This window comes from Candidatus Marinimicrobia bacterium CG08_land_8_20_14_0_20_45_22, from assembly GCA_002774355.1.
Lineage (GTDB): Bacteria > Fidelibacterota > UBA2242 > UBA2242 > UBA2242 > 0-14-0-20-45-22.
Genome location: PEYN01000124.1, coordinates 1 through 21272 on the forward strand (window position 1 = coordinate 1; position 21272 = coordinate 21272).

Consider the following 21272-nt stretch of genomic DNA (forward strand, 5'->3'; position numbering starts at 1 on the left):
ATTCAATTCAGGAAACTGATTTTATCGGCGATACGATCGTGGTGAAAGCATTTATGCGGCACGGACCACGTGAACTCTATCTCGGCGCCCGTTGGGGTGGCTTTGTATCCGAGAATTCAAATGATCCATGGGGCGGTTTTTTCGTCATTCAAGATGATACAACGCAAATTAATACCTACGTTGGTTATCTCGAAGAAGGAGATGAAGTCTATTTTACTGGTAAACTGACAACCTATTATGGTTTGACTCAGTTGAATCTTTTAACTAATCCGCCGGTGCCAGTGGCGATCGTTTCATCCGGTAATACCTTTCCCGAGCCCTTAGTCCTTACCATGGCAGATATTTCCAGTAATTATGCCGGAGAAAAATACGAGGATATGTACGTTAAAATCGAAAACGTAAAAGTCACTAATAACGATGCTTCTAGTGGACAGGCAATTATCAGCGATGGGACCAATATTGGTTATATCGATGATTACTTCATGTGTTTTAGAAAGCTTACAGATCAATTAATTGTTCACTGGCCTGCCAATGGTTCGAAGATTAATGTGAGTGGGTATTTGCGTGACAGCGGTTACGGTTATTTCTCGATTAATCCACGGGACACTACTGATATAGTAACTTTAGCCGTCCCGCCGGAAGTTACCGCCATTAACCGTTCGCCTGCGCTACCCACATCAGTGGCTGATTCAACGGTAATAACTGCTACGATTAAAGATAACGTTACGCCGGTTGCCAATATAACAGCCTATCTGCATTATAGCATCGATCGGCAACCATTTGTTACCAAAACGATGACCTTGGGGCGAAGCGGTTTTGTTGCCGGAATTCCGAAACAATCGGATGGAGCTTTTGTACGCTACTTTATTTCGGCGTACGATGAAGAAAATAATATCGGCATGATGCCGGGCGACACCACTCAGCAGGTATTCTTTTATACAATTCGAGACGATGGCTATTCCATCAACGATATTCAGAATCCACAGGGATATAAGTATATGGATTCGGCTTATGAAGGTTATGTCGTAACTCTGACCGGGGTGGTCATGACCGATTCGACTGACTTTGTCAATAATCTATATATTCAGGAGAATGATTCTATCTGGAGTGGAATTTGGATTTATGATGATGATTTCCCGAAGCCAAATAAAGGTGATTTAATTCGGGTTACCGGCACGGTCGTGGAAAATCACGGCCATACACAATTGTCCACCGTCACTGCGTTAGAAGTAGTAACTCCGAATTACGGTGTATTTGAACCGGTGAAAGTCAATGTTGCCGATATTAAAAATGGTGGCGCTTTAGCTGAAGCCTATGAAAGTGTTTTAATCGAGGTTGACGATGTTACAGTTACCAATCCATTTCCGGATGGTAATTATAACTATGGCGAATTTAGCATTTCCTCGGATGGAATCAACTCAACTCGAGTTGGTGATGATTTTCTCTCCTTTAAAGGGCAACTGGATACGCTTTATGCGTTAGGTGATCACATCGATAAAGTAATTGGGTTCCAGGCCTATAGTTTTAACTATTTTAAAATCTTGCCGCGCGATACCAACGACGTCATTGGCCACACTTCAGCTATTGAAAAGAAAGCGCCTGTTGCAGTCAGTAACTATCGACTCGAGCAGAATTATCCGAATCCATTCAACCATGAGACGAACATCCGGTTCAGCATTCCTAAGTCGGAAAATGTGACGCTGACGATTTATAATCTGCTTGGAGTAAAAGTAAGGACTCTTTGTAAAGGTAAAATGAGCGCCGGCACATACAATTTCCGCTGGGATGGTCTGGATAATAGTGGTCGTCCAATCAGCACGGGTGTCTATTTTTATCAGATTCAAAGCAAAAACTTCACAACTACAAAGAAGATGCTATTTCTGAAATAATGGATTTTTACAGGAATTTATATAACGGGAATGCGATGGTTCGATTTAGAGAGCCATCGCGCTATCCCGGAAAAATTATCCCGCTTGGAATAATATTGGCATTTTTGGTATTATTACAGATCTGCGGCGAACATCATTCGACAAAATATAATGAAAATCTACCGCCGGAGACGTCAATTTTTATTTCATCATCGGGTATATTAAATCCTACCCAAAGCGTTCAGGTCATTTCATGGGACGGACGTGACCCGGATGGGTTTGTGATTGGTTTCTATTACAGATGGAAAAGCAATGCGGACAGCACCGAATGGATTTTTACAAAGGCGCACTCCGATACGTTTGAGTTGTCGATAAGCGGAGACACAGCATCCTATATTTTCCAGATCAAAGCCATCGATGACGATTCACTTGCGGATCCGACCCCAGCCAGTCAATTATTTCCCATTAAGAACACAATCCCGAAAATTGGTTGGATTACTAACAGGCGGATTCCGGATACGACATTTACTGTGGCCTCTTTTACTTGGAACGCCACCGATCTGGACGGAGATTCGACCATTACGAATTTTGAGTGGGCTTTGGATGACACAATGAATTGGACAAGCATCTCCGGTATTTTAAGAACAGTAACGATTAATGAGGATAACGGATTAACGGAAGGTGATCACTGTTTTTACCTCCGAGCGGTTGACATTGCGGGGGCAAAAAGTGAAATTATTCGGATGCCAGAGGATATGACTTGGTATGTGAAAGAACCGGTCAATGGTTATTTATTGGTTGACGATTATAGTTCAGAAACCGTCGGTTCCGGGTATCCCGATAAATACTACAAGGGATTACTTAAATCTCTCATTGGCAATTTTAATTACTGGAACATCGAAGAACAATTTCCTGCTTCGATGACCCAGTTTACCGAAACATTAAAATTATTTGACAGAGTCGTCTGGTACACCGATTTAATCATGGAAACGGACGATCATTTCATTGCGGCTCAGGTTGCGATTCCGGAAGTCTTGGACGATAGTGGAAAAGTTATTTATATCTGCCAGTTCAATACCGGTTTTGGTTCGCAGGGCGACCCGCTGGCTTTTACACCTGTTGATGCTCTGGGGGATTATTATAGCCGGATAAGTAGTTTGAAGATTTTCTCTCCGCAAACAGATATTCAGATAGCTTTATCCGATACATCCATCAAATTGCCGGAGTTAAAAACCACAACTAATATTTTCGGAACATACTCCGTCTCCGCTAAGGAAGGTTCTGTCGTTTTATACCGTTACGACGGAAAAGTTTTCGTGATTTTGGGCAGAAACGACAATACCGGAGAATACGATATGGTTTTTTCCGGAGCGCCGCTACATTTAATAAATGGTAACAGCAATTTGGACGATTTTTTCGACATTATTTTAAACGATGTATTTAAGTAAGAAGAGTAGGTTGGTTTCGATTTTTACGGCAGTATTGATTCTGTCGTCCGCCGTATTTTCGCAAGGAACGAAGAAAGGTGTATTGGAAGGTTTGGTGTCTGATAAAGCTACAGGCTCGCCGCTAATCGGTGTGAATATCGTGATTATGGGAACCTATTTGGGTACATCGACCGACTTGAATGGTCGTTTTGTGATTCCGAATATTAATCCGGGTGAATACACGCTCGAAGTGACATACATTGGTTATAAAGTCGTTCAAAAAACCGGCGTTAAAGTTGACGCGGGAAAAACAATAAATCTTAATTTCGATCTGGAGCAGACGGCACTGGCGTTGGGACAGGAAATTGTCGTAATCGGCGAAAAACCGCTAATGCAGATCAATGAAACCGGGACGATAAGAACGATCAGCCGTGAAGAATTAGCCAATAAACCGCTTGAAAATGTCGAGGACATTGTTGCCCAGCAGGTTGGAGTTTCACATCAGGATAATGAGATTCACATCCGCGGAAGTCGGACGTATGAAGTTCAGTATCTGCTGGATAATCTTTCCGTGCAGGACCCGCTGTCAGGAACCGGTTTTGGACTGAATGTCAGCGCAAACGCCATCGAAGAAGTGGAGGTCATCACTGGCGGTTTTAAATCTGAATACGGACAAGCGACTTCTGGCGTTGTCAGCGTAAAAACCAAGTCCGGCGGCGATAAAATGGAAGGTTACTTTTCATATAAATCTGATAATCTGGGACTTTTTCGTGATAATGCATGGAGTTTCAATACTGACATTTTCGAGATGAATCTCGGCGGACGAGAACCGATTACGAGCGGATTACTGCCCGCCCTTAAAGTTAAACTACCGGGGCAAATTTATTTTTTTATGAATTTTTATGCTTCGATTGCGGACGATTACACCGGGAAAACCGCGTCACAACTTTATTCCTCAATTAGTCCCAAAATAACGCTATTTGGGAATAACTTGCTGACCGGCAATACGTTAGCCCCGCGCCAGAATAATAGCTGGAATTTGATGAGTAAATGGACATGGAAACTTAACGATACTCAAAAGCTGATTTACACCTATAATCGATCGGTAGCGATCAATCAAAATACGCAATCTCTTCAGACTAATCTGGAATATGTTGAACCGGGACCGGGTTTCCCGTACGAATATTCTGATAATCTTAATCTGTTTAATGTTTACACGCACGACAATGAACAGACATCGCTAACATGGTCACATACTCTTAATAAGCGGACATTCTATGAGTTGCGCTTGAGCCGTTTTTTTGCTCACTTGCGAGCTGACTGGATGGGCGCCGATTGGACGGATTATACCATGGCGATCGATGTCCCGCGACTTCCGGTCGAATATTACTCGCCAGCGAACGATTCTACAAAAGTCCGAATCATTCCAGGGGACGGATTCTATGATTATGGCAATGCTGATGTCTGGCATGATCACTACGTTGAATTTTATACGGTTAAAGGTGATCTAACCGGTCGTATAGGGAATATTCATACAGTTAAAACTGGGATGGAAGCCTCCTTTGACGAGGTGCAGTTGATCGATATTATCGATCCATATACCGAAGGTGGTTTTGGTTCTAGTCAGGATATTTACCGGGTTTATCCTGCAGACGGCGCTATCTATGTTCAGGATGACATCCATTTTGAAGGTTTTTATCTAAATGCCGGTTTACGCTTGGATTACTGGTTTCCCGGAAAATATGTTGACGACGCGATTGACGATACGACGAATATCCTAACGGATGAGATGCGCGGTCAATATAATGATCAAACCTATCGTCTCTTCGGACGGCATTTTAAAATGCGCCTGATGCCGCGCCTGGGAGTTTCATTCCCGATTTCGGACAATCAGATGCTTTTTTTAAACTACGGTCATTTTTCAAAGCGCCCCAAACCACAATTCGTTTATGCTAAGTTAGGCAACATCAGTTCAAAGTCCTCATATCAAAAATTTGGGAATCCAAATCTGAACCCGGAGACTTCGGTGATTTACGAATTGGGACTGCGTCACCAATTCAGTAAAAATGATGTCATCAGCATTACAGCTTTCTATAAAGATATTTTCGATTATGTCCAGACGGCGACAATCACTGGAATCCCCCGTATTGGTTCGGCTATTTTCTATATTAATTTGGATTACGCCCGTTCGCGCGGCATCGAAGTGGAATATAAAACTCGTCTCCTAAAGAATTTTTCTGGTAGTGTTAACGGTTCCTATTCGGTTTCAACGACAAAATCCTCTTCTCCGGATATTGGATTGTTGATTGCTAAGGGCAGTATTAACGAACAGCCAATCAAGGAAACTTATGCAGTTTGGGACCGTCCTTGGCAGGTGTCTATTAACGGCAATTACCGGGTTCCGGACGATTTTGGCCCGAGGATTCTGGGCATGAAGATATTGGGTAATTGGAATATTAATTTGCGCTGGTTCGCACAGGCTGGCAAGCGTTATACTCCGGTTAACTTCATTTATTATAGCCCCAGCAATGGGCGACCGATTTATACGGATGTTGAAGATCAGACATTGAAATACAGCGAACTCGGTTCAATTTGGAAATGGGCGGATTTGAGTATCAAAAAATATTTTAATAGCGGGCAGTTCAAATACGTTTTTTCGGTTGATGTTAAAAATTTGTTTGATGATAAAAATTCCAATATCATTAATCCGGTAACTGGAAAAGCATACGAGTATGGTGATCTGGTGCCAAGCAGTTGGAATGATCCGCTTTATCCAGACCTGAGTTATCCGGTGTCCAGTCCGTATCCACTAAATCCTGCCCGTTATCGGAAGCCGCGCAACATTCGATTTGGTTTTTCGGTGGAATTCTAAGATGCAAATCATTAAAAGGACATATATAATATTTATGCTTTTACTGATTATCCATGGTTGGTTAAATGCACAGTTATTTCCGAATTTGGGCGGTCAACGGGTTGGAACATCGTCAGCACAATTCCTAAAAATCGGAGTCGGCGCACGAGCGGTGGCTTTAGGTGAATCTTATGTCGCAATAGCCAATGATGCTGAAGCGCTCTTCTGGAATCCCGCTGGCATCAGTCAGTTCACAGGCAGTGATTATTTCTTCACTTACAATCAGTGGTTTTCCGATATTCAGATTTATTATTCGGGTGCAGTTTATCATTTAAATCAAACGAACACGATCGGCGCATTCTTCACAACATTGACTACCGATGACATGCGGGAAACGACGGAATTAGAACCTGCAGGCACGGGGCGCTATTTTTCCTATGGTGACTTAGTAACTGGTCTCAGCTATGCCCGAAATATGACCGATAAATTTAGTTTCGGCGTTACTGTAAAGTACTTTCAGGAAACGCTTGCCGAAATGAAAATGACCTCAATGCTGTTCGATCTTGGCACATATTATAAAACGGGCTGGAAATCGACGCGATTTGGCGTATCGGTTACTAATTTTGCCTCAGATATGGCGGCAGAAGGTAGTTATACGTATAAAAATTTGGATGGTGAAACGATTAAAGTCAGTAATTTCCAAGAATTTACTCCGCCGATCATGTTTCGGATCGGCATAGCCGCCGAAGCATTTCAGCGTTTTGGCCATAAATTAACTTGGTCAATTCAATTAAATCATCCGAACGATAATAGTGAGAATATTAATCTGGGCATCGAATATTGGTATCGTAATGTTTTGGCGCTACGCAGTGGATATATCACCAGTCGTACTGACCGTGACATTTCTTTGGGTATCGGTTTGAATGTCCCGGTTGGAAGAAACCGTTTTCGTGTCGATTACAGTTATGCCAATTTCGGCCGGCTTGGCTATGTAAATCAATATACTATTCATTTCCTCTTATGAATGATAAAATGAAAATCTGGGTATCATTTTTTCTCGGATTAGGTTTGTTGGCTTCATGCTCTAATGATAAGTATCCGTTACCCATCGTTCCTGATTCCGACTCCGATTATTCGAACGTTGGGAAAGAAGTCTATAACCTTGTTTATCCGATCATGGATTCTGAGAACGGTTACCATTTCAGCCACCCGGCGGATATTTATTTTGGCGTTGATAATTTTATTTATATTTGTGATACCGACAATGATCGAATCGTCATGATGGATGCGGGTGGCGCGATACAAGGTTATTCACAGACAATCGAACATCCCGAAGCTATAACTCAGAATGACAGCCTGGCTTTATTGATCGTCAATAAGACGAATCAGATTTTCAAGATTGATCTCTTTAAGGCTAATCACATCATCGCCGGCGCAGAAGTGAAAGTAGTTTATACTCAGGTCAGCGAACCGACCAGAGAATTCACTGGGATAACTATACACAAAGGTTTTGAATATTATGTGACCGTTGTCGATGTAGCCGATAGTTCTGATAACTACACGGAATTTAATTTTATCTATGATTTTAATGCCAAAAACACGCTGAAAGGAACTTTACCACTTTTTATCAATGGAACGGGACTATATTCAACTCTTTTACCAACTTCAATTGTCAGTATCCGTGAGCGTTATCTCGATATTTCCAGTAAGTCGGAAGATTTACCCGATTTTTGGTTTACGCAGACAGGGCGAACGAAAATGCTTTCCAATAGTTTCAAAATTCAATCCGTTACCAGTTATCTTTTTGAAGGTCAATACAACATCCGGGCTAATACAGGACTGATCGGATCTGATATATACGATTCTGAGCGTTATTGGAATCCTGAAGATATTGCGTTGGATCATCAGGGTTATATTTTCGTCGTAGATGCCGGACGGGACACAGCGGACGCGGATACAACCAGACCGGCTCCCGGTTTCTATCGTTTTTCATCTGCGGGAACCATGCTTCAAAGTGTAATTGGTCTTGGCGCTGGAGACAGATCTTTCAACCATCCGAAAGGGATTGCGGTCTCGCCGAATTTAGAAGAACAGACAGTTTATATCGCCGACACCGGCAATAATCGAATTGTCATGTTTAAACTTTCCACTCAGTAAATTTTACTAGTCGAAATTCAAGCCGAGCGTTTGCAAAACTCTCGAACGAGATTTTAAGAATTCAAAAGATAATAGGAATTTTTTCTGTTCTTTTTTTACAAGACGAACCGTCATGTTGTCTTTTATATCGATCTTTTTTTGCCATTGATATCTATAATCTGGAGGGGTCTCGCAATAAAGTGTAAAGACGCCTTTTTTTATATTCTCGAATATCGCAAGATTTGACATAGTGAGAGTATTTTTATAACGTGCCAATTCCGTCAAGTTTGCTATAATCAACTGGTTGGAAGGGAAAATAATACCTGATTTAATCCAATCGGCGGCATTAAGGATTTGGGTTTCATTTTCCATACCGATCAAATCGAGTTCAGAATTCAGGTCAGCGACTATTAATGAATCCTGAAGAGTGGATTCATAAAACGAAGAATTAACCGAGTGAACTTTGACGATGAGAACCTTCAGAAGCGAATCTAATCCGCCCAAATAAGAAGCTAACTGGAGATTAAGCGGAAGATTGGCATTCAAATCGGCAGTGAGATCGTTATAAACAACAATGCCTCGAGGTTGAATCTCTACGGGAATTGTGCGACGTGGTATTAGGATGGTTTTACGAAACTGGACGGAAATATCCAACCCGGTAACGACATCCTGGCCTTCATTATAACAACGAATCCAGACTTTCCACGTATTCCCGAATTTCTGAATGCAAAAAGGTTCACACCGAATATTTGTGAGGTAGGCGGTTTTTAAATTGTTTTTTTCCTGGATGTATTGATTGGTGCCTTTTATAAATTCGTCAAATTTTGCATAGTAAAAGTCTTGAGCCTTGCTCAGACTGTCTGACAAAGGTTGCCAAACTTTTAAAACGTAAGCCTGATTATCAGTAACGATTTGGTCGAATTTTTTGACCTGCGATTCGTTCAGTAAATATAACTGGATTTGGCTGTCCTTAGTCGGAAAACATTCTGGATCGGCAACGACTTTCAACGAAATGGTCGAAGCGCAGGAGGCTAAAAGAAAAACCGAAACAGTGAAAATCAGTTCAATTTTTAATCTGCTATGAAACATATTCTGAACACTACCTATGACAAAATAGGTTTTCTGGAATTTATCTGCAACAGAATTTTTTTATCGCGTTAAAAACCGACAGGCTTAATAATTCGGTTTTAGTGTCATACTGATGATGTTTGAGATAAATTTGAAGAGGATTTCTTTTGGTAAATCCAGAACAAACGGTATAGATTCCATATCGCAAATGAGGCAGAATTTTTCGCTTTCATTCACATGCAATGGAATGGCAATTGCGCCTTTCGTATTTAAATGTGTCCAAATCCGACGAATGTCGCGGATTTGTTTGTCTTCAATAGTAGTATAAGTAATTTCATCGTCGATGATCGCACAGGAGGCAAGACTATTTCTATTGTATGGATGGTTGAAAAATTCCGGCATTTCTTCTTCAACTCCTGAAATGAAGATACATTCCAGATGGGCGCCATCGTTCGAAAGCCGGTAAATCCGCGGATAAATCAGTCCGTAATTTTCGCAAAGTGTTTGAATAACATTTTTTTGTATCGTTTCCATATCGCCTATGATCGCATTGTTGATCGCGTTCATTTTGACAAGCGATTCCGAGTATATCTTATAGACTTCGACGGCTTCTGGGTATTTAAAGACGATGTTCATTCCCACGTAATTCCAGAGGACATGCTGAGGGAAAAAGATAATTTCCAATTCGGATGTTTTTCCGGTGAACTCTTTGTAACGTGCAATAACTGTTGTGATTTCCAGTGTATCGATCGCCTGTGTCATAGCGTGGGATATTTGTCTGACAAAATCGCTTTCAAGTATCCTGAAAAAATTATTACCGACAATTTTCTGGTGATCCAACTTAAGGATTAATTCACCCGCCAGATTGATGTCAGTGATTTTTCCGACATAATCGATTCGGACGATTCCGAGTGTTCCCTTTTCGGCGATTTTTTCTTCGAAAAGATGATAATTAGAAAAATATTCCTGAGAAATAAAATGTTCAATAACTTCCTGAAGAAAGTTATGAAGTATCATTGGAACACGGAGTGAGACTTTGTTCGGAACGGATTTGTCTTTTGGGCTGTCAATCGTTAAAACGGCGATGGGTTTGGATTCATATAGAATCGGCGCATATAGAAGATCGTTTTCGTGCCATTGATCCCGCAGTTTCATTGGGATTTCCGTGCTGAGTCCGTCACTGACAATCAAACGGGAATCGGCATCGCGCCAAGGAAGGTAGTAAAATGATCCGATTCTCCAGCGTTCGACAATTCCGCTTAGCATTTCCCTGCGCTTGCTCGGCGGAAGTTTCGATAAATTGCTGTGTTCTTTGATAAAAGTTGGCGAATACCCGGAATAAAGCGTTTTCTTCGTCTCGTATTTGTTATTTATGAAGGAAAAACTCACTTTCTGCCAGCCGGTTTTTCTTAGCGTATCCAGAATATGCTGGCACTTTTCTTCTAATCCTTTTTTGGATTTTAGCGTCACTAAGTTTGTAGCAAGAACTTCGATCAACTGCAACGGGCTGTCCATTTTTCCTCAGGGTTGTAAAAGTATTTAAACCAATTTTCAAAAATAACGCAGGAAATCTATCAATTTTTGTGTTGATCCACAAGGCGGTTAATTTTTCATTTGATTCATCTAAGTTTGTCAGAAATCACATAACTTTGAAAAGGAAGTTGTTTAAACGGATGGGACAGTCGATAACGACAACTTATTGGTTATCAATTTATCTCAATCGTATTTATATTTGTACGGATTTTTAACAATTAATAGAAAAGTCGATTGATTAAAGGATTTTTATGAAAAACACCGGTAAAGCGTTCGTGCTGACTTTTCTGCTTCTGTCCTCAGTTTTTGCACAGGAAAAATTTAAACTGGACTCGTTTATAGATTTGATTCAAAAGGCATTTGAGAGTCCGGAGATTACGAACGAAAAATATCAGTCTCCGATGAATTCTGACACGGTAAAATCGGTTGATACCGCACGATCCACTCCTGCTCAAAAAATAGCAGTAGCCGTTTTAGAATTAGACCCGAATGGGATCAGTATATCGGAAGGCAAGGCGCTTTCCGATCGATTGCGCATCGAAGTTTTTAAGGCGGGTGTTTTTGAGGTGATGGAACGTGATAAAATGACCGAAATCTTAGACGAGATGCAATTCCATATGAGCGGTTGCACGACGGATGAATGCGCCGTTGAGATAGGTAGAATAATTGGAGTTAGCAAGATGATCGCCGGTGCGGTGAGTAAAGTCGGCGAGTTTTATACGGTCAGCATTCGCCTGATAAATGTTGAAACGGGAAAGATCGAAGCCACAGCGCTGGGAGATGTGGAAGGAAGTCTCGGATTTGTTCTGACAAAGGCGATTCCTTCCGTCGCGATGCAAATTTCAGGTCTTGAAAAGCCGGAGTTGTTCATACATCTGAAAAAGACAGTATTTAATTTCGTGACAGAACCGAACGATGCGTCCATTTATGTTGATGGGATTTATAAAGGTCAATCGCCGGTAGAAGTTGAAATCGAGCCTGGTTACATGCATCGGATTCGAGCGACCAAAGACGATTTTGTAGTTTGGGAAAAATCGTATAAACCGGGAAAAGATCAGATGATGGAAATTGACATCGTTCTTCAACCCATACCGATACCGATCGTCATTGGAAGTGACTCAAAACCGCATAAAAAATCATTCAGGCAAGGATTAAAAATCCAGTAGGTACAAACGCAATTATCCGATAAAATTAACTCTCACATTTACGAAATCAACCTTTTGAAAGATAGTGGAACGCAACTATTTAGAGAATCTATTGATCCAACTGAAAATTCATTTTCTGGGATTAACACGTTCAATGGAATAGAATTTCATAAAATCCAACAACCGAATGGAAATCTGTCTTTCGATTTTGGTGTTGGCGTTTATCGGGGGAACCTAGGAAGGTGGTTTTCAAATATTTTTAGTGATGAACATTCAAGCGATGTGTATACGCTGGCGACATGGAACCCGCAAGCTATGTTCGATTTAAAATTTGCGCCGATCAGTTATCCATTCCTCTTTTCGTATGTCAACGTTGGATTCGGATATAATTTGCTGGTTATGACAGCTTACAGGAGTGAACATTCGATCGGCGGACCGATTTACCAATCTTGGGGATTTAGATATGGCGCGGGCGTCGAAATCCGACCATTTCGGTCTGCCGGCATCGCGTTTGAGTGGAACTGGAAAAATATGAATATGAGATTGTTGGATGTCGATCGCGTGACAGATTATTTTAAAACGAACAATCTGAGTAAAATAAATCTGACCGGCAATAATGTGTCATTAACGTTGAACCTCTATTATTAAAATTTTTTGTTCAAAGGGAAGCGGAAAATCCCTTCAAATCTAATTCCAATGTCCACCGATATTTGAGTGATTTAAAATTGGTTAATTGAGGTAATCCGTCTGCGTCTTTCGGATGGTTTAGATATAACGGTAGATAAAATTTTAGTGGTCCAATTTTTAGACCCACTCCGAGATCGAGATGCCCGACAAATCGATCTGATCGATTGAGCGCGTCTCCAAAATCACAGAAGGCGAATGTTGAACGAAACCTGTACTCTGAGTTTATTCCGAACGCGCCTCGATTTCCCGAATATTTCTGATAACCAATAAGATTGATTCCATTCGCCAAATGCCAATTTCTAAGCGGTGAAAATGGCGTATTTCCGCTTCTATCGTAAATGAAAAACTCCTGAAACGACGGATCGATTCCTCCGCTGGCGTACCAGTATTCCTGTCGTGGTAGAGATGTTGTTAACGAAGTCACTGTGAATCCGGCAAATACGCGGAGATTCAGCGATTCGGATTGATCTAATTTATGGTGGAAAATATATTCGCTGGAAATCTTTGCAAACAGGTTCGAACCGATGCCTGAAATCGTTGCGTTGCCGATTCGCAGTTTCGACAGAAATTCACGCTCTGATAGAAACCACTGACGCTGACTTTTCCATGATCCGGTGGCGGCAGTCGTTCGTCCTTTTGTCCAACATTGTGGGTCGAACGAATGCAAGTCAAAAATGTTATGATATTCGAGCCCAAATCGAAAATCACGTCGATGGTTCCGGAAAAACTTCGGGTAGACTGCTTTATTTGCGGAAAAGTGGTATGATTCTCTGCCGCTTGCCTGAGCCACTGCGATGGAATAATTAAACTCTGTACCGACTCTATCGTACAAAGTGTTCTTGTAAGAATAGTAGCCCAGAATGCGGGTGGATTTCCATCCGTAAAGTGGCTTGATGATAAACTGGTGCCGGATCGGCGTGATGTTCCCACGGAAAAATATTGCGCCGGTTTGAATGCCGTTCGTGTAATCGACGGTTGCAAACGGAAGGAAAAACACCTGGAAACGATCAGGTTTATCGGGATTTAAAATCGGAGTCAGAAGAATCGGCAACTTTGAATAGTTGTTGCTGAAATCGACATCCGGCGTCAAACGATCTGGATCGATGGCGATTAATGAAGGCTTTGATTTGGTTTTGAATCGAAAAGTCTCGCGGTTAGACTTTGGATAAATCCAGGCAGAATCCAGCATGTTTCCATCTTTTGAGAGAAGGACAAGAACGGGTGTGAACAGATCGCCGGCATTTCGGATGATGATATCTGTAATCCACTGATTTTCTATAAATTTGGATGTTGCTGATTGTAATTGATAATCCAGTCGTTTCGTCGTTTTAATCAGATCATCGAAAAACCATGATAAGTCGATATTTAGCGATCGTTCCAATGAAGCCCGAAAGTCGTCTGGTCGTGGATGGCGGAATTTCCATTCGTCATAAAAGGTTTTCATCGCGCCGTCGAATTTTTCCCGTCCGGAATATTTTTCAATCAACGCAAGACCGATAGATGGTTTCGCATAAATTGCAGAAGCGTATTGTGCCGTCGGATATTGTTCTGCTGATAAATTAGAAGGAAGTTCAGCATTCATCCCTGTGACAAGATCAAACGATAATCTGCTCAAAGTAGCGTGGGTGAAATCCGTTAGCAGATAATTCCGGAGAGGTTCGGGTAGGATTCGCTGTTCACTAATCGGAACGAATCGATCAAAATAACGACATTCTGCCCATGTGTTGATTCCTTCATCTAACCATGCGTTTTCGCGTTCATTGAAGCCGAGAATTCCGTAAAACCAATTGTGGCCAACTTCGTGCGCTATAGTCGCTTGCATTAATAAATCAAAACGTTGCGGTGTAATATTTGCGATCATCGGATATTCCATCCCGCCATTGATCGGAGACTTACTGCCATCGACGATTGAGACTGTTGGATACGGATAAGGACCGCAAATGTCGCCGTAAAGCGTCAGCGTGTTTTTGACGATAGAGAGTGAATTGCGCCAGACTTTAGCATTCTCGGGAAGTAGCAGATTCCAGAGAGCAATGCTGTCACAAGTTCCGGGATAAGCAAAATAATCTTTTTGTACTAAAAAATCCCGATCGGCGATCCATCCAAAATCAATGACATTCCGGGCGACGAAGCGAATCGTTTTCATTTGTGTTGACACACCCGATAATGATTCATGTTTCTTCAACGTTCGTTTTCGATCGGCATCGGACATGTTGATGAACAACGCACCAATTTTTGCTAAAGAATCCATGCGGGCGATTTCCGAGGCGGGAGAGACCAATGTGCCCGACGCGCCGACAATGAAATCTTCCGGAAGTGTTATCGTAACGTCATAATCACCGAATTCATTGTAGTATTCACCGTTATTTAGATAAGGATACGGATGCCAGCCGTCAGCGTCGTAAACCGGAATTTTTGGATACCATTGGAATACCTGATATTGACCGCGGCTGTATCCGGATCGCGAAAAGATATTCGGGAATTTGAGCGTGTAATTAATGTCGATTTGAATCGAATCATTTGGTAAAAGCATTTCCGGTAAGTGAATTATTCCCAGATCGGATGAATCCGACGGTGTTGCGATTTCGACAGATTTTCCGTCGATCTGAACCGATTCTAAATTGATGAATCCGCGATCTTTTTTTGTTGAGAAATGAAACGCAGTCTGTCGATCGCGGCGTTGTTCGCGACCCAATGCTGTCTCTTCGTTGCGGTATGCGTTTGGGTAGAGTAAAAGCCAGATTTGCGAAATGCTGTCCGGCGAGCTGTTGATGTAAACGATTGTTTCACTTCCTTCAAGTTGGTGAAGAGAATCATCCAACTGTGCATCGATCTGGTAATTTGCCGTGTTTCGCCAATCGGTGCCGGAAAATAGCAATGTGAAAAAAGTCTGGAAAATTAGGATGAAAATAAAAAGAAAATGTGAGCCATTTCTGTTACGTATTCTCGGATTCGTTTGAAAATGAGATTGATCATTCTTCATGAAGAAGTTCACTTTATGAAATTTTAAGAATGTCCAGCATCTCATGGGTGATTTTTCCATTCGTCGCTAGCGTCTCGCATTTGTAAACAGAGAAAGCCTCGCCCTGAAAATCAGACAGGAAACCGCCCGCTTCGGAAATAATCACAGAAGCCGCGGCGACATCCCATGGATGGAGACTAAATTCCCAGAAACCGTCGTAACGTCCACAAGCCAGATAACACAAATCCAATGCCGCCGCACCGGGACGACGCACGCCTTGACATTTGACGTAGAAACGTTTGAATAATTCCATATTTCGGTAAAAGGAGGCGTCGAGTTCATAAGGAAATCCCGTCGCTAAAAGTGAATGAGACAGTTTTTCGGTGGATGAAACGAAAATAGGTTTTTTGTTTAAGAAAGCGCCTCTCCCGCGAATCGCTGAAAAAATCTCACCAGTTGTCGGATGTAAAACGACACCGAGAAACATTTCTCCGGCGATTTCCAGTCCGATAGAAACGGCGAACATCGGAAATCCGTGAACGAAATTTGTCGTTCCGTCCAGCGGATCGATGATCCATTTAAAGCCTGAATTGCTTTCGATTTGCGGGCGTTCTTCGGTTAATATTTGATGATCAGGGAATTCGTGTTGAATCATCTCTATGATCAGATTTTCCGAAGCGTGATCGGCTTCCGTAACCATATTCGCCCGGCCTTTAAAATCAATGCTGAGTGTCGTATTTAATTTTTTGATCAGAAGTTTCCCAACCGCTTGCGCCGCAACAAGCGCCGTGTTCAATAATTTTCGTTCAAGTTTTTCATCGATGAATTGCATGATTTACCATTTTTGCTCTCTAATAGAATTCAATGTGAGTTGTTCTTTATATGTCAGGTGTTTTTTCGATGTGTATTCTTTCGTAACGCGCTTGACGACATTTGATAGTGCAATGACGCAAATCAGGTTCGGAATTGCCATCAAACCGTTGGCAAAATCGCCAAACGCCCACCCAACTTCCAAAGAAACTGTCGCACCGATGAAATGCGCAGTGACGTACAGAATTCGATACCAAAACACGGCTTTTTGACCCAATAAATACTGAGCGCCGCGGTCACCATAATAAGACCACGAAATCGCCGTCGAAATCGCGAATAGTAATACGCCGAGTGTCACAATAAAACCACCCCAGTTACCAAAACAATGAAGCCCTGTTTGAAATGCCCATGACGTCAGTGGCGAACCGTTTTGCATCATATTTCCTTTAAGGTAAAATTGCCCAATGTTAGGTTCTGGCTTCATCAGCCCAGATTTATCGACAATTACCATGCCTGAAAATGGTTTTCCATAAAGATATAGTTGGGCGCTATCAACGAGTGCGTGATTCTTGATAAATACAACACCTGAAACGATTCCATCAGAAGCGAAAAAAGCTGTGTCGGTGAGCGCATTCTGCCTTCTAATTTTGCGTTAGTTGCAATGCTTGAACCTTTCGGAACGACCCAAATTGTTGATTGAGCGTTCGCGATAACCAAATCCGGTTTTTTCTGATTCCAGACTCCGGTAATTACAATGACCAAGCCAGTGATCGTACATACGACGAGGGTATCGATAAATGGACCCATCATTGAATTGGCGGCTTCACGAGCCGGTTCGTTGGTTTTTGCGGCGGAATGACCAATCGGTGCGCTCCCTTGTCCCGCTTCGTTGGAAAACAAACCGCGTTTGATTCCCCACATCATCATAAAGAGAAATGAGCTACCAGCAAATCCACCGACACCTGCCGCGGAGGAGAACGCAGATTTAAAAATCAGTGCAAAAGATGCCGGTAACTGACGATAGTTCAGTGCAATTACAGATAGTCCGCCTAATACGTAAAAAATGCACATAAACGGTGATAAAAAAGAGGTGACTTTTCCGATTCGCTTGATTCCCCCAAGAATTACTGCGCCAACAATTGTTGCCAAAAATAAACCGGTGATCCATGTTGGAATATGCCAGTCAGATTGTAATTGGTCAGCAACCGTAAACGCCTGAATCGTGTTGCCAATTCCAAAAGAAGCGATAACCAACATGGTGGCAAAAAAAATCGCCATCCACTTGAATTTCGGTCCCATACCGCGTTCGATGCTGTACATCGGTCCACCGGAAACCGAGCCATCTGGATTTTTTACCCTATATTTCAGCGCGAGAAGTGTTTCGGAAAATTTCAGAGCCATACCAAGAATTGCTGTTACCCACATCCAGAATAACGCGCCGGGCCCACCATAATGAATCGCCGTAGCTACGCCAGCGATATTCCCAATACCGATAGTTGCGGACAATACAGCGGAAATCGCCTGAAAATGAGAAATATCGCCAAGGTCGTTCGGACCGTCATATTTTCCGAACATGACTTTCCATGAGTGAAAAAACAAACGGAATTGCACCAGACGCGTCTTGATAGTTGCAAGCACACCGGTAAAAAGAAGGAGGAAGATCATGAAAGGAAAAAAGTCGGGTTTTCTCCAAACTAGGTTTGAAAGAAAATTAGTTACTGTTCGCGCTGTTTCCATACACTCCTCAAATTGTCAAAATTTTGTACAGATTATACGACAATTGAAAATAAATATCAATAAAGAAGGCTTGTGTTTTTCGTAATATTTTCGGTAAAATTACCCGTGAACTTCGGAAATGATCGAGATGAGAACTGGATGGAAATCGCCATCAAAGAAGCGGAGAAAGCTTTTGAAGAAGGTGAGATGCCCGTCGGCGCCGTCATCGTTCACAATAACGTTCTCGTCGGAAAAGGTCATAATCAACGAGAAAGGTTGAAAGATCCGACGGCTCACGCTGAAATTCTCGCTATCACTTCGGCGGCGGGAACGCTCAATTCCTGGCGTTTAGACCATTGTACACTTTATGTGACCCTTGAACCGTGTCCCATGTGCGCTGGCGCCATTTTGAATGCACGAATTCCGCGAGTTGTCTATGGAGCCGACGATTCTACAGCCGGTATGTGTGGATCGGTCGATAATCTCTGCGATCGTAATCTGATGAATCATCGGGCAATCGTGAAAAGCGGCGTCAAAGCCGAAATTTGCCAATCCCTGCTGGATGCGTTTTTCCGTCGGTTACGCGACCGGAAAGAAGCAACCTGATTTACACGATTATTTAAGACCTACCGATAATTAATATAAACGATAACCATTTTCTTTAACAACATTTTAAGAAGCGTTTTTTTATAATTGCTGATGGATAATCGTGCGAAAAGCTCTGAGAAAACCGACCAAGAATAAAAAATATTTTGGAATAGCATTGGGGAAATTGTAACTTACCGACCGGTAAGTAAAGGAACGAATATGAATGATGAACAAAATACAAAAGAAAGAATTCTCAAAACAGCCGCAGAGATTTTTGCTGAACACGGTTTTGAGCAGACTTCCATGCGAGTGATTGCAGAGAAATCAAATGTCACAAAACCCGCCGTCTATTATTATTTTCCCGATAAGAAACACTTGTTTGAGGAAATCATCAAATTGGCGCTTGTTCATGCGTCTGCAAATTTGAAAATGATTGATGCTTCTTCCAAGCCTGCTGTAGAAAAACTTTACGATGTCGTGATGGCTCGGTTTGGAGAAATTCTTGATCACCCGGAGATTGCACGTTTTACTTTTAATGTCATGTCTGGAAACATTCCATTCGGAATTTCGGTTGATTTGCTTACTGAACTCAAACCTCACATGGATTTTCTATATAAAATTATCGAAAATGGGCGAAAAAATGGAGAATTCAGAAGCGATTTTGATATTCAGAGCTTCATGTTTTGTCTTTTTGGCGCTATCAACACTTATATCATGCGATTCTTTCGATTAAATATCAATGAACTGAATCTCCAAAGAGCAAAACTTCTCGTTGATACACTCGTTGAAGGAATTGCCAATCGCGATTATGTTAAGGAGTCATGAATGAAATATCATCTTAAAATAGCAATCACCGCCGTTATTATTCTCAGTTTTGGAATAGCATCGAGCGGTGAGTCGCTTGAATTAAATCTGGAAAAAGCACGGCAAATTGCCTTGAGGGAAAATCCCAGTGTAAAATTAGCGCGCGAAGCGGTAGGAAGATCAAAAGTTACAATCACCGAAGCAAGAGGAAACTTACTACCTTCTGTTAGCGGTTTTTCTTCTTTTCAGCATTCATGGGAAATGCAGAAAATCGTCATGCCAAACTTCATTAAAACGATGCTTGGACCGACTGCGCCCCCGGGATTGCCGGATTATATTACGGCTTCCTTCGGGATGGAGAATAGCGCGGTTGTGGGGATCAATTTCCAACAACCTTTGTTCACTGGTGGCGCAATCTGGAATGGCTATCAAATTTCAAAATTGGCAAATTCAATCGCACAGTCTCAATATAAGGTCGTTGAGCAGAAAGTGCTCAGTGAAGTGACATCCGCCTATTACGGACTTCTTTTTGCACTTTCTTCTATCAACGTTGCCGAAGAAGGTTTGAAAATGTCGGAAAAGAATCTTGAACAGGTTACTCAATTTTTCCAGGTCGGGAAATCTTCGCGATTCGATGTTTTACGTGCGGAAGTTCAGGTTGCCAATTTCAAACCGATGGTAGTTTCCGCAAAGAATTACGCCAAACTTGCCGAGTCTGCGCTCCGAATGATACTTGGACAGGATGAACAAATCGACTTTATAATCAATGATCATCTTGGATATATAGCGTCCGATCTGACCGAAAAAAAATTGGATGAATTGATCGAAATAGCAGAAAGAAATCGTCCGGAAATCTATATGATGTCTCGTCAGAAAAACATTGCGGCGCGACAATTGTCTCTGGCGAGAGCCGCTTATATGCCGTCGGTTGTTTTGGGGACATCTTATCAATATCAGGGACAACGTAACGATTACAAGTTTACGGGTGACGATTTTCTCAAATCCTTCAATTCTTCAGTTAGTGTCAGCATTCCGCTCTTTTCGGGATTTAAAACATCTTCCGAAATCCAGCAAGCAAAGATCGGAATTAAAGAAGCGGATTATCAAAAAGAATCGCTTTTGAATGGAATCCGCATGGAAATCAAGAGCGCTTACTTTACGCTCAAACAAGCGCAGGAAAATGTTCAGACTCAAGAAGTTACGATCAAACAGGCGGAAGAAGCCAATCGTCTTGCCGAATTGATGTACGCCGAAGGCGCGAGTACGCAGTTGGATGTTTTGAATGCCAACGTCGCGCTTAATCAGGCTAAAATGAATTATCAGAAATCTTTATACGAATACAACGTCGCTTTAGTAAACTTAAAAAAAGCGATCAACGAATTATAGGAGTTATCATGTCGCGTAAATATTCAATTTATTTATTAATAACGACGCTCGTCATTTTGAGCGTTTTATCAGGTTGTGGCAATAAAAGTAAAAAAGTAAAATCCGAAAAAGCTGTTGCTATTCCTGTGCAGGTTTCGACTGTAGCACGTGGTTCGATCGAATCAAAGATCGATTTTCTCGGCAACATCAGTGGTTCGCAGGATGTGAAAGTCTATTCAACGATTCCAACGCGCATTATGACGATGAAAGTTGATATCGGCGATATTGTCAAAAAAGGACAGGTGCTGGCTA

General features: G+C 41.9%; 17 protein-coding genes. 11 read left to right on the top strand and 6 right to left on the bottom strand.

Features of this window, described 5'->3' with window-relative positions:
* The 5 genes from COT43_07210 to COT43_07230 all read left to right on the top strand — a co-directional run.
* The coding region (locus COT43_07210; protein PIS28056.1) for a hypothetical protein at positions 1–1889 on the top strand (1889 nt) is incomplete at its 5' end.
* A complete protein-coding gene (locus COT43_07215; protein PIS28057.1) occupies positions 1889–3316 on the top strand; it encodes a hypothetical protein in 1428 nt (475 codons plus the stop codon). The genes COT43_07210 and COT43_07215, both read left to right, overlap by 1 nt.
* Positions 3303–6167: a hypothetical protein gene (locus COT43_07220; GenBank protein ID PIS28058.1), complete on the top strand. Its 2865-nt coding sequence runs from the start codon at positions 3303–3305 to the stop codon at positions 6165–6167. Before COT43_07215 ends, COT43_07220 begins: the two co-directional genes overlap by 14 nt.
* A 34-nt stretch (positions 6168–6201) precedes the next feature.
* Entirely contained in the window at positions 6202–7170 is a 969-nt protein-coding gene (locus COT43_07225) for a hypothetical protein (protein PIS28071.1), read from the top strand.
* Entirely contained in the window at positions 7167–8303 is a 1137-nt protein-coding gene (locus COT43_07230) for a hypothetical protein (GenBank protein ID PIS28059.1), read from the top strand. Before COT43_07225 ends, COT43_07230 begins: the two co-directional genes overlap by 4 nt.
* 6 nt (positions 8304–8309) lie before the next feature.
* On the opposite strand, the gene COT43_07235 is transcribed toward COT43_07230, so the two are convergent.
* Both COT43_07235 and COT43_07240 read right to left on the bottom strand, forming a co-directional pair.
* Complete coding sequence (locus COT43_07235; GenBank protein PIS28060.1) at positions 8310–9371, bottom strand: hypothetical protein; 1062 nt, start codon at positions 9369–9371, stop codon at positions 8310–8312.
* Between the two features lie 84 nt (positions 9372–9455).
* The gene (locus COT43_07240) at positions 9456–10865 is read right to left on the bottom strand and encodes a hypothetical protein (GenBank protein PIS28061.1); all 1410 of its coding nucleotides are present in this window, start codon (positions 10863–10865) and stop codon (positions 9456–9458) included.
* 269 nt (positions 10866–11134) lie between these two features.
* Here COT43_07240 and COT43_07245 point away from each other — a divergent pair, with 269 nt between their 5' ends.
* Positions 11135–12049, top strand: coding sequence for a hypothetical protein (locus COT43_07245; GenBank protein ID PIS28062.1), 915 nt, complete (start codon positions 11135–11137; stop codon positions 12047–12049).
* A gap of 54 nt (positions 12050–12103) precedes the next feature.
* Positions 12104–12676: a hypothetical protein gene (locus tag COT43_07250; GenBank protein ID PIS28063.1), complete on the top strand. Its 573-nt coding sequence runs from the start codon at positions 12104–12106 to the stop codon at positions 12674–12676.
* A 10-nt stretch (positions 12677–12686) separates the two neighbouring features.
* On the opposite strand, the gene COT43_07255 is transcribed toward COT43_07250, so the two are convergent.
* From COT43_07255 to COT43_07270, 4 genes are read right to left on the bottom strand one after another with little or no spacing between them, the layout of a single operon-like run.
* Entirely contained in the window at positions 12687–15743 is a 3057-nt protein-coding gene (locus COT43_07255) for a hypothetical protein (protein ID PIS28064.1), read from the bottom strand.
* Entirely contained in the window at positions 15712–16509 is a 798-nt protein-coding gene (locus tag COT43_07260) for an inositol monophosphatase (GenBank protein ID PIS28065.1), read from the bottom strand. The genes COT43_07255 and COT43_07260 overlap by 32 nt, the downstream gene beginning before the upstream one ends.
* A 3-nt stretch (positions 16510–16512) precedes the next feature.
* Positions 16513–16998 (bottom strand): hypothetical protein, encoded by a 486-nt coding sequence (locus tag COT43_07265; GenBank protein PIS28066.1) that lies wholly within the window; start codon positions 16996–16998, stop codon positions 16513–16515.
* Positions 16992–18224 (bottom strand): sodium:alanine symporter family protein, encoded by a 1233-nt coding sequence (locus tag COT43_07270; GenBank protein PIS28067.1) that lies wholly within the window; start codon positions 18222–18224, stop codon positions 16992–16994. The genes COT43_07265 and COT43_07270 overlap by 7 nt, the downstream gene beginning before the upstream one ends.
* Before the next feature lie 138 nt (positions 18225–18362).
* Here COT43_07270 and COT43_07275 point away from each other — a divergent pair, with 138 nt between their 5' ends.
* The 4 genes from COT43_07275 to COT43_07290 form a co-directional block, all read left to right on the top strand.
* Positions 18363–18809, top strand: coding sequence for a tRNA-specific adenosine deaminase (locus COT43_07275; protein ID PIS28072.1), 447 nt, complete (start codon positions 18363–18365; stop codon positions 18807–18809).
* A 201-nt stretch (positions 18810–19010) separates the two neighbouring features.
* Positions 19011–19616 carry a hypothetical protein gene (locus COT43_07280; protein PIS28068.1) on the top strand — a complete coding sequence of 202 codons (606 nt, stop codon included), beginning with the start codon at positions 19011–19013 and terminating at the stop codon, positions 19614–19616.
* On the top strand, positions 19617–20981 hold the full coding sequence (locus COT43_07285) for a hypothetical protein (protein ID PIS28069.1): 1365 nt from the start codon (positions 19617–19619) through the stop codon (positions 20979–20981). It begins immediately after the preceding gene.
* Positions 20982–20989: 8 nt separating this feature from the next.
* On the top strand, positions 20990–21272 hold a 283-nt coding region (locus COT43_07290), incomplete at its 3' end, for a hypothetical protein (protein ID PIS28070.1).

What these genes read in the sequence shown, in the direction of transcription:
- COT43_07225 (PIS28071.1), top strand. Translation starts at nt 6,202, where the DNA reads ATGCTTTTACTGATTATCCATGGTTGGTTAAATGCACAGTTATTTCCG.
- COT43_07230 (PIS28059.1), top strand. Translation starts at nt 7,167, where the DNA reads ATGAATGATAAAATGAAAATCTGGGTATCATTTTTTCTCGGATTAGGT.
- COT43_07285 (PIS28069.1), top strand. Translation starts at nt 19,617, where the DNA reads ATGAAATATCATCTTAAAATAGCAATCACCGCCGTTATTATTCTCAGT.
- COT43_07275 (PIS28072.1), top strand. Translation starts at nt 18,363, where the DNA reads ATGGAAATCGCCATCAAAGAAGCGGAGAAAGCTTTTGAAGAAGGTGAG.
- COT43_07245 (PIS28062.1), top strand. Translation starts at nt 11,135, where the DNA reads ATGAAAAACACCGGTAAAGCGTTCGTGCTGACTTTTCTGCTTCTGTCC.
- COT43_07220 (PIS28058.1), top strand. Translation starts at nt 3,303, where the DNA reads ATGTATTTAAGTAAGAAGAGTAGGTTGGTTTCGATTTTTACGGCAGTA.
- COT43_07265 (PIS28066.1), bottom strand. Translation starts at nt 16,998, where the DNA reads ATGGTAATTGTCGATAAATCTGGGCTGATGAAGCCAGAACCTAACATT.
- COT43_07260 (PIS28065.1), bottom strand. Translation starts at nt 16,509, where the DNA reads ATGCAATTCATCGATGAAAAACTTGAACGAAAATTATTGAACACGGCG.
- COT43_07235 (PIS28060.1), bottom strand. Translation starts at nt 9,371, where the DNA reads ATGTTTCATAGCAGATTAAAAATTGAACTGATTTTCACTGTTTCGGTT.
- COT43_07280 (PIS28068.1), top strand. Translation starts at nt 19,011, where the DNA reads ATGAATGATGAACAAAATACAAAAGAAAGAATTCTCAAAACAGCCGCA.
- COT43_07270 (PIS28067.1), bottom strand. Translation starts at nt 18,224, where the DNA reads ATGGAAACAGCGCGAACAGTAACTAATTTTCTTTCAAACCTAGTTTGG.
- COT43_07240 (PIS28061.1), bottom strand. Translation starts at nt 10,865, where the DNA reads ATGGACAGCCCGTTGCAGTTGATCGAAGTTCTTGCTACAAACTTAGTG.
- COT43_07255 (PIS28064.1), bottom strand. Translation starts at nt 15,743, where the DNA reads ATGAGATGCTGGACATTCTTAAAATTTCATAAAGTGAACTTCTTCATG.
- COT43_07215 (PIS28057.1), top strand. Translation starts at nt 1,889, where the DNA reads ATGGATTTTTACAGGAATTTATATAACGGGAATGCGATGGTTCGATTT.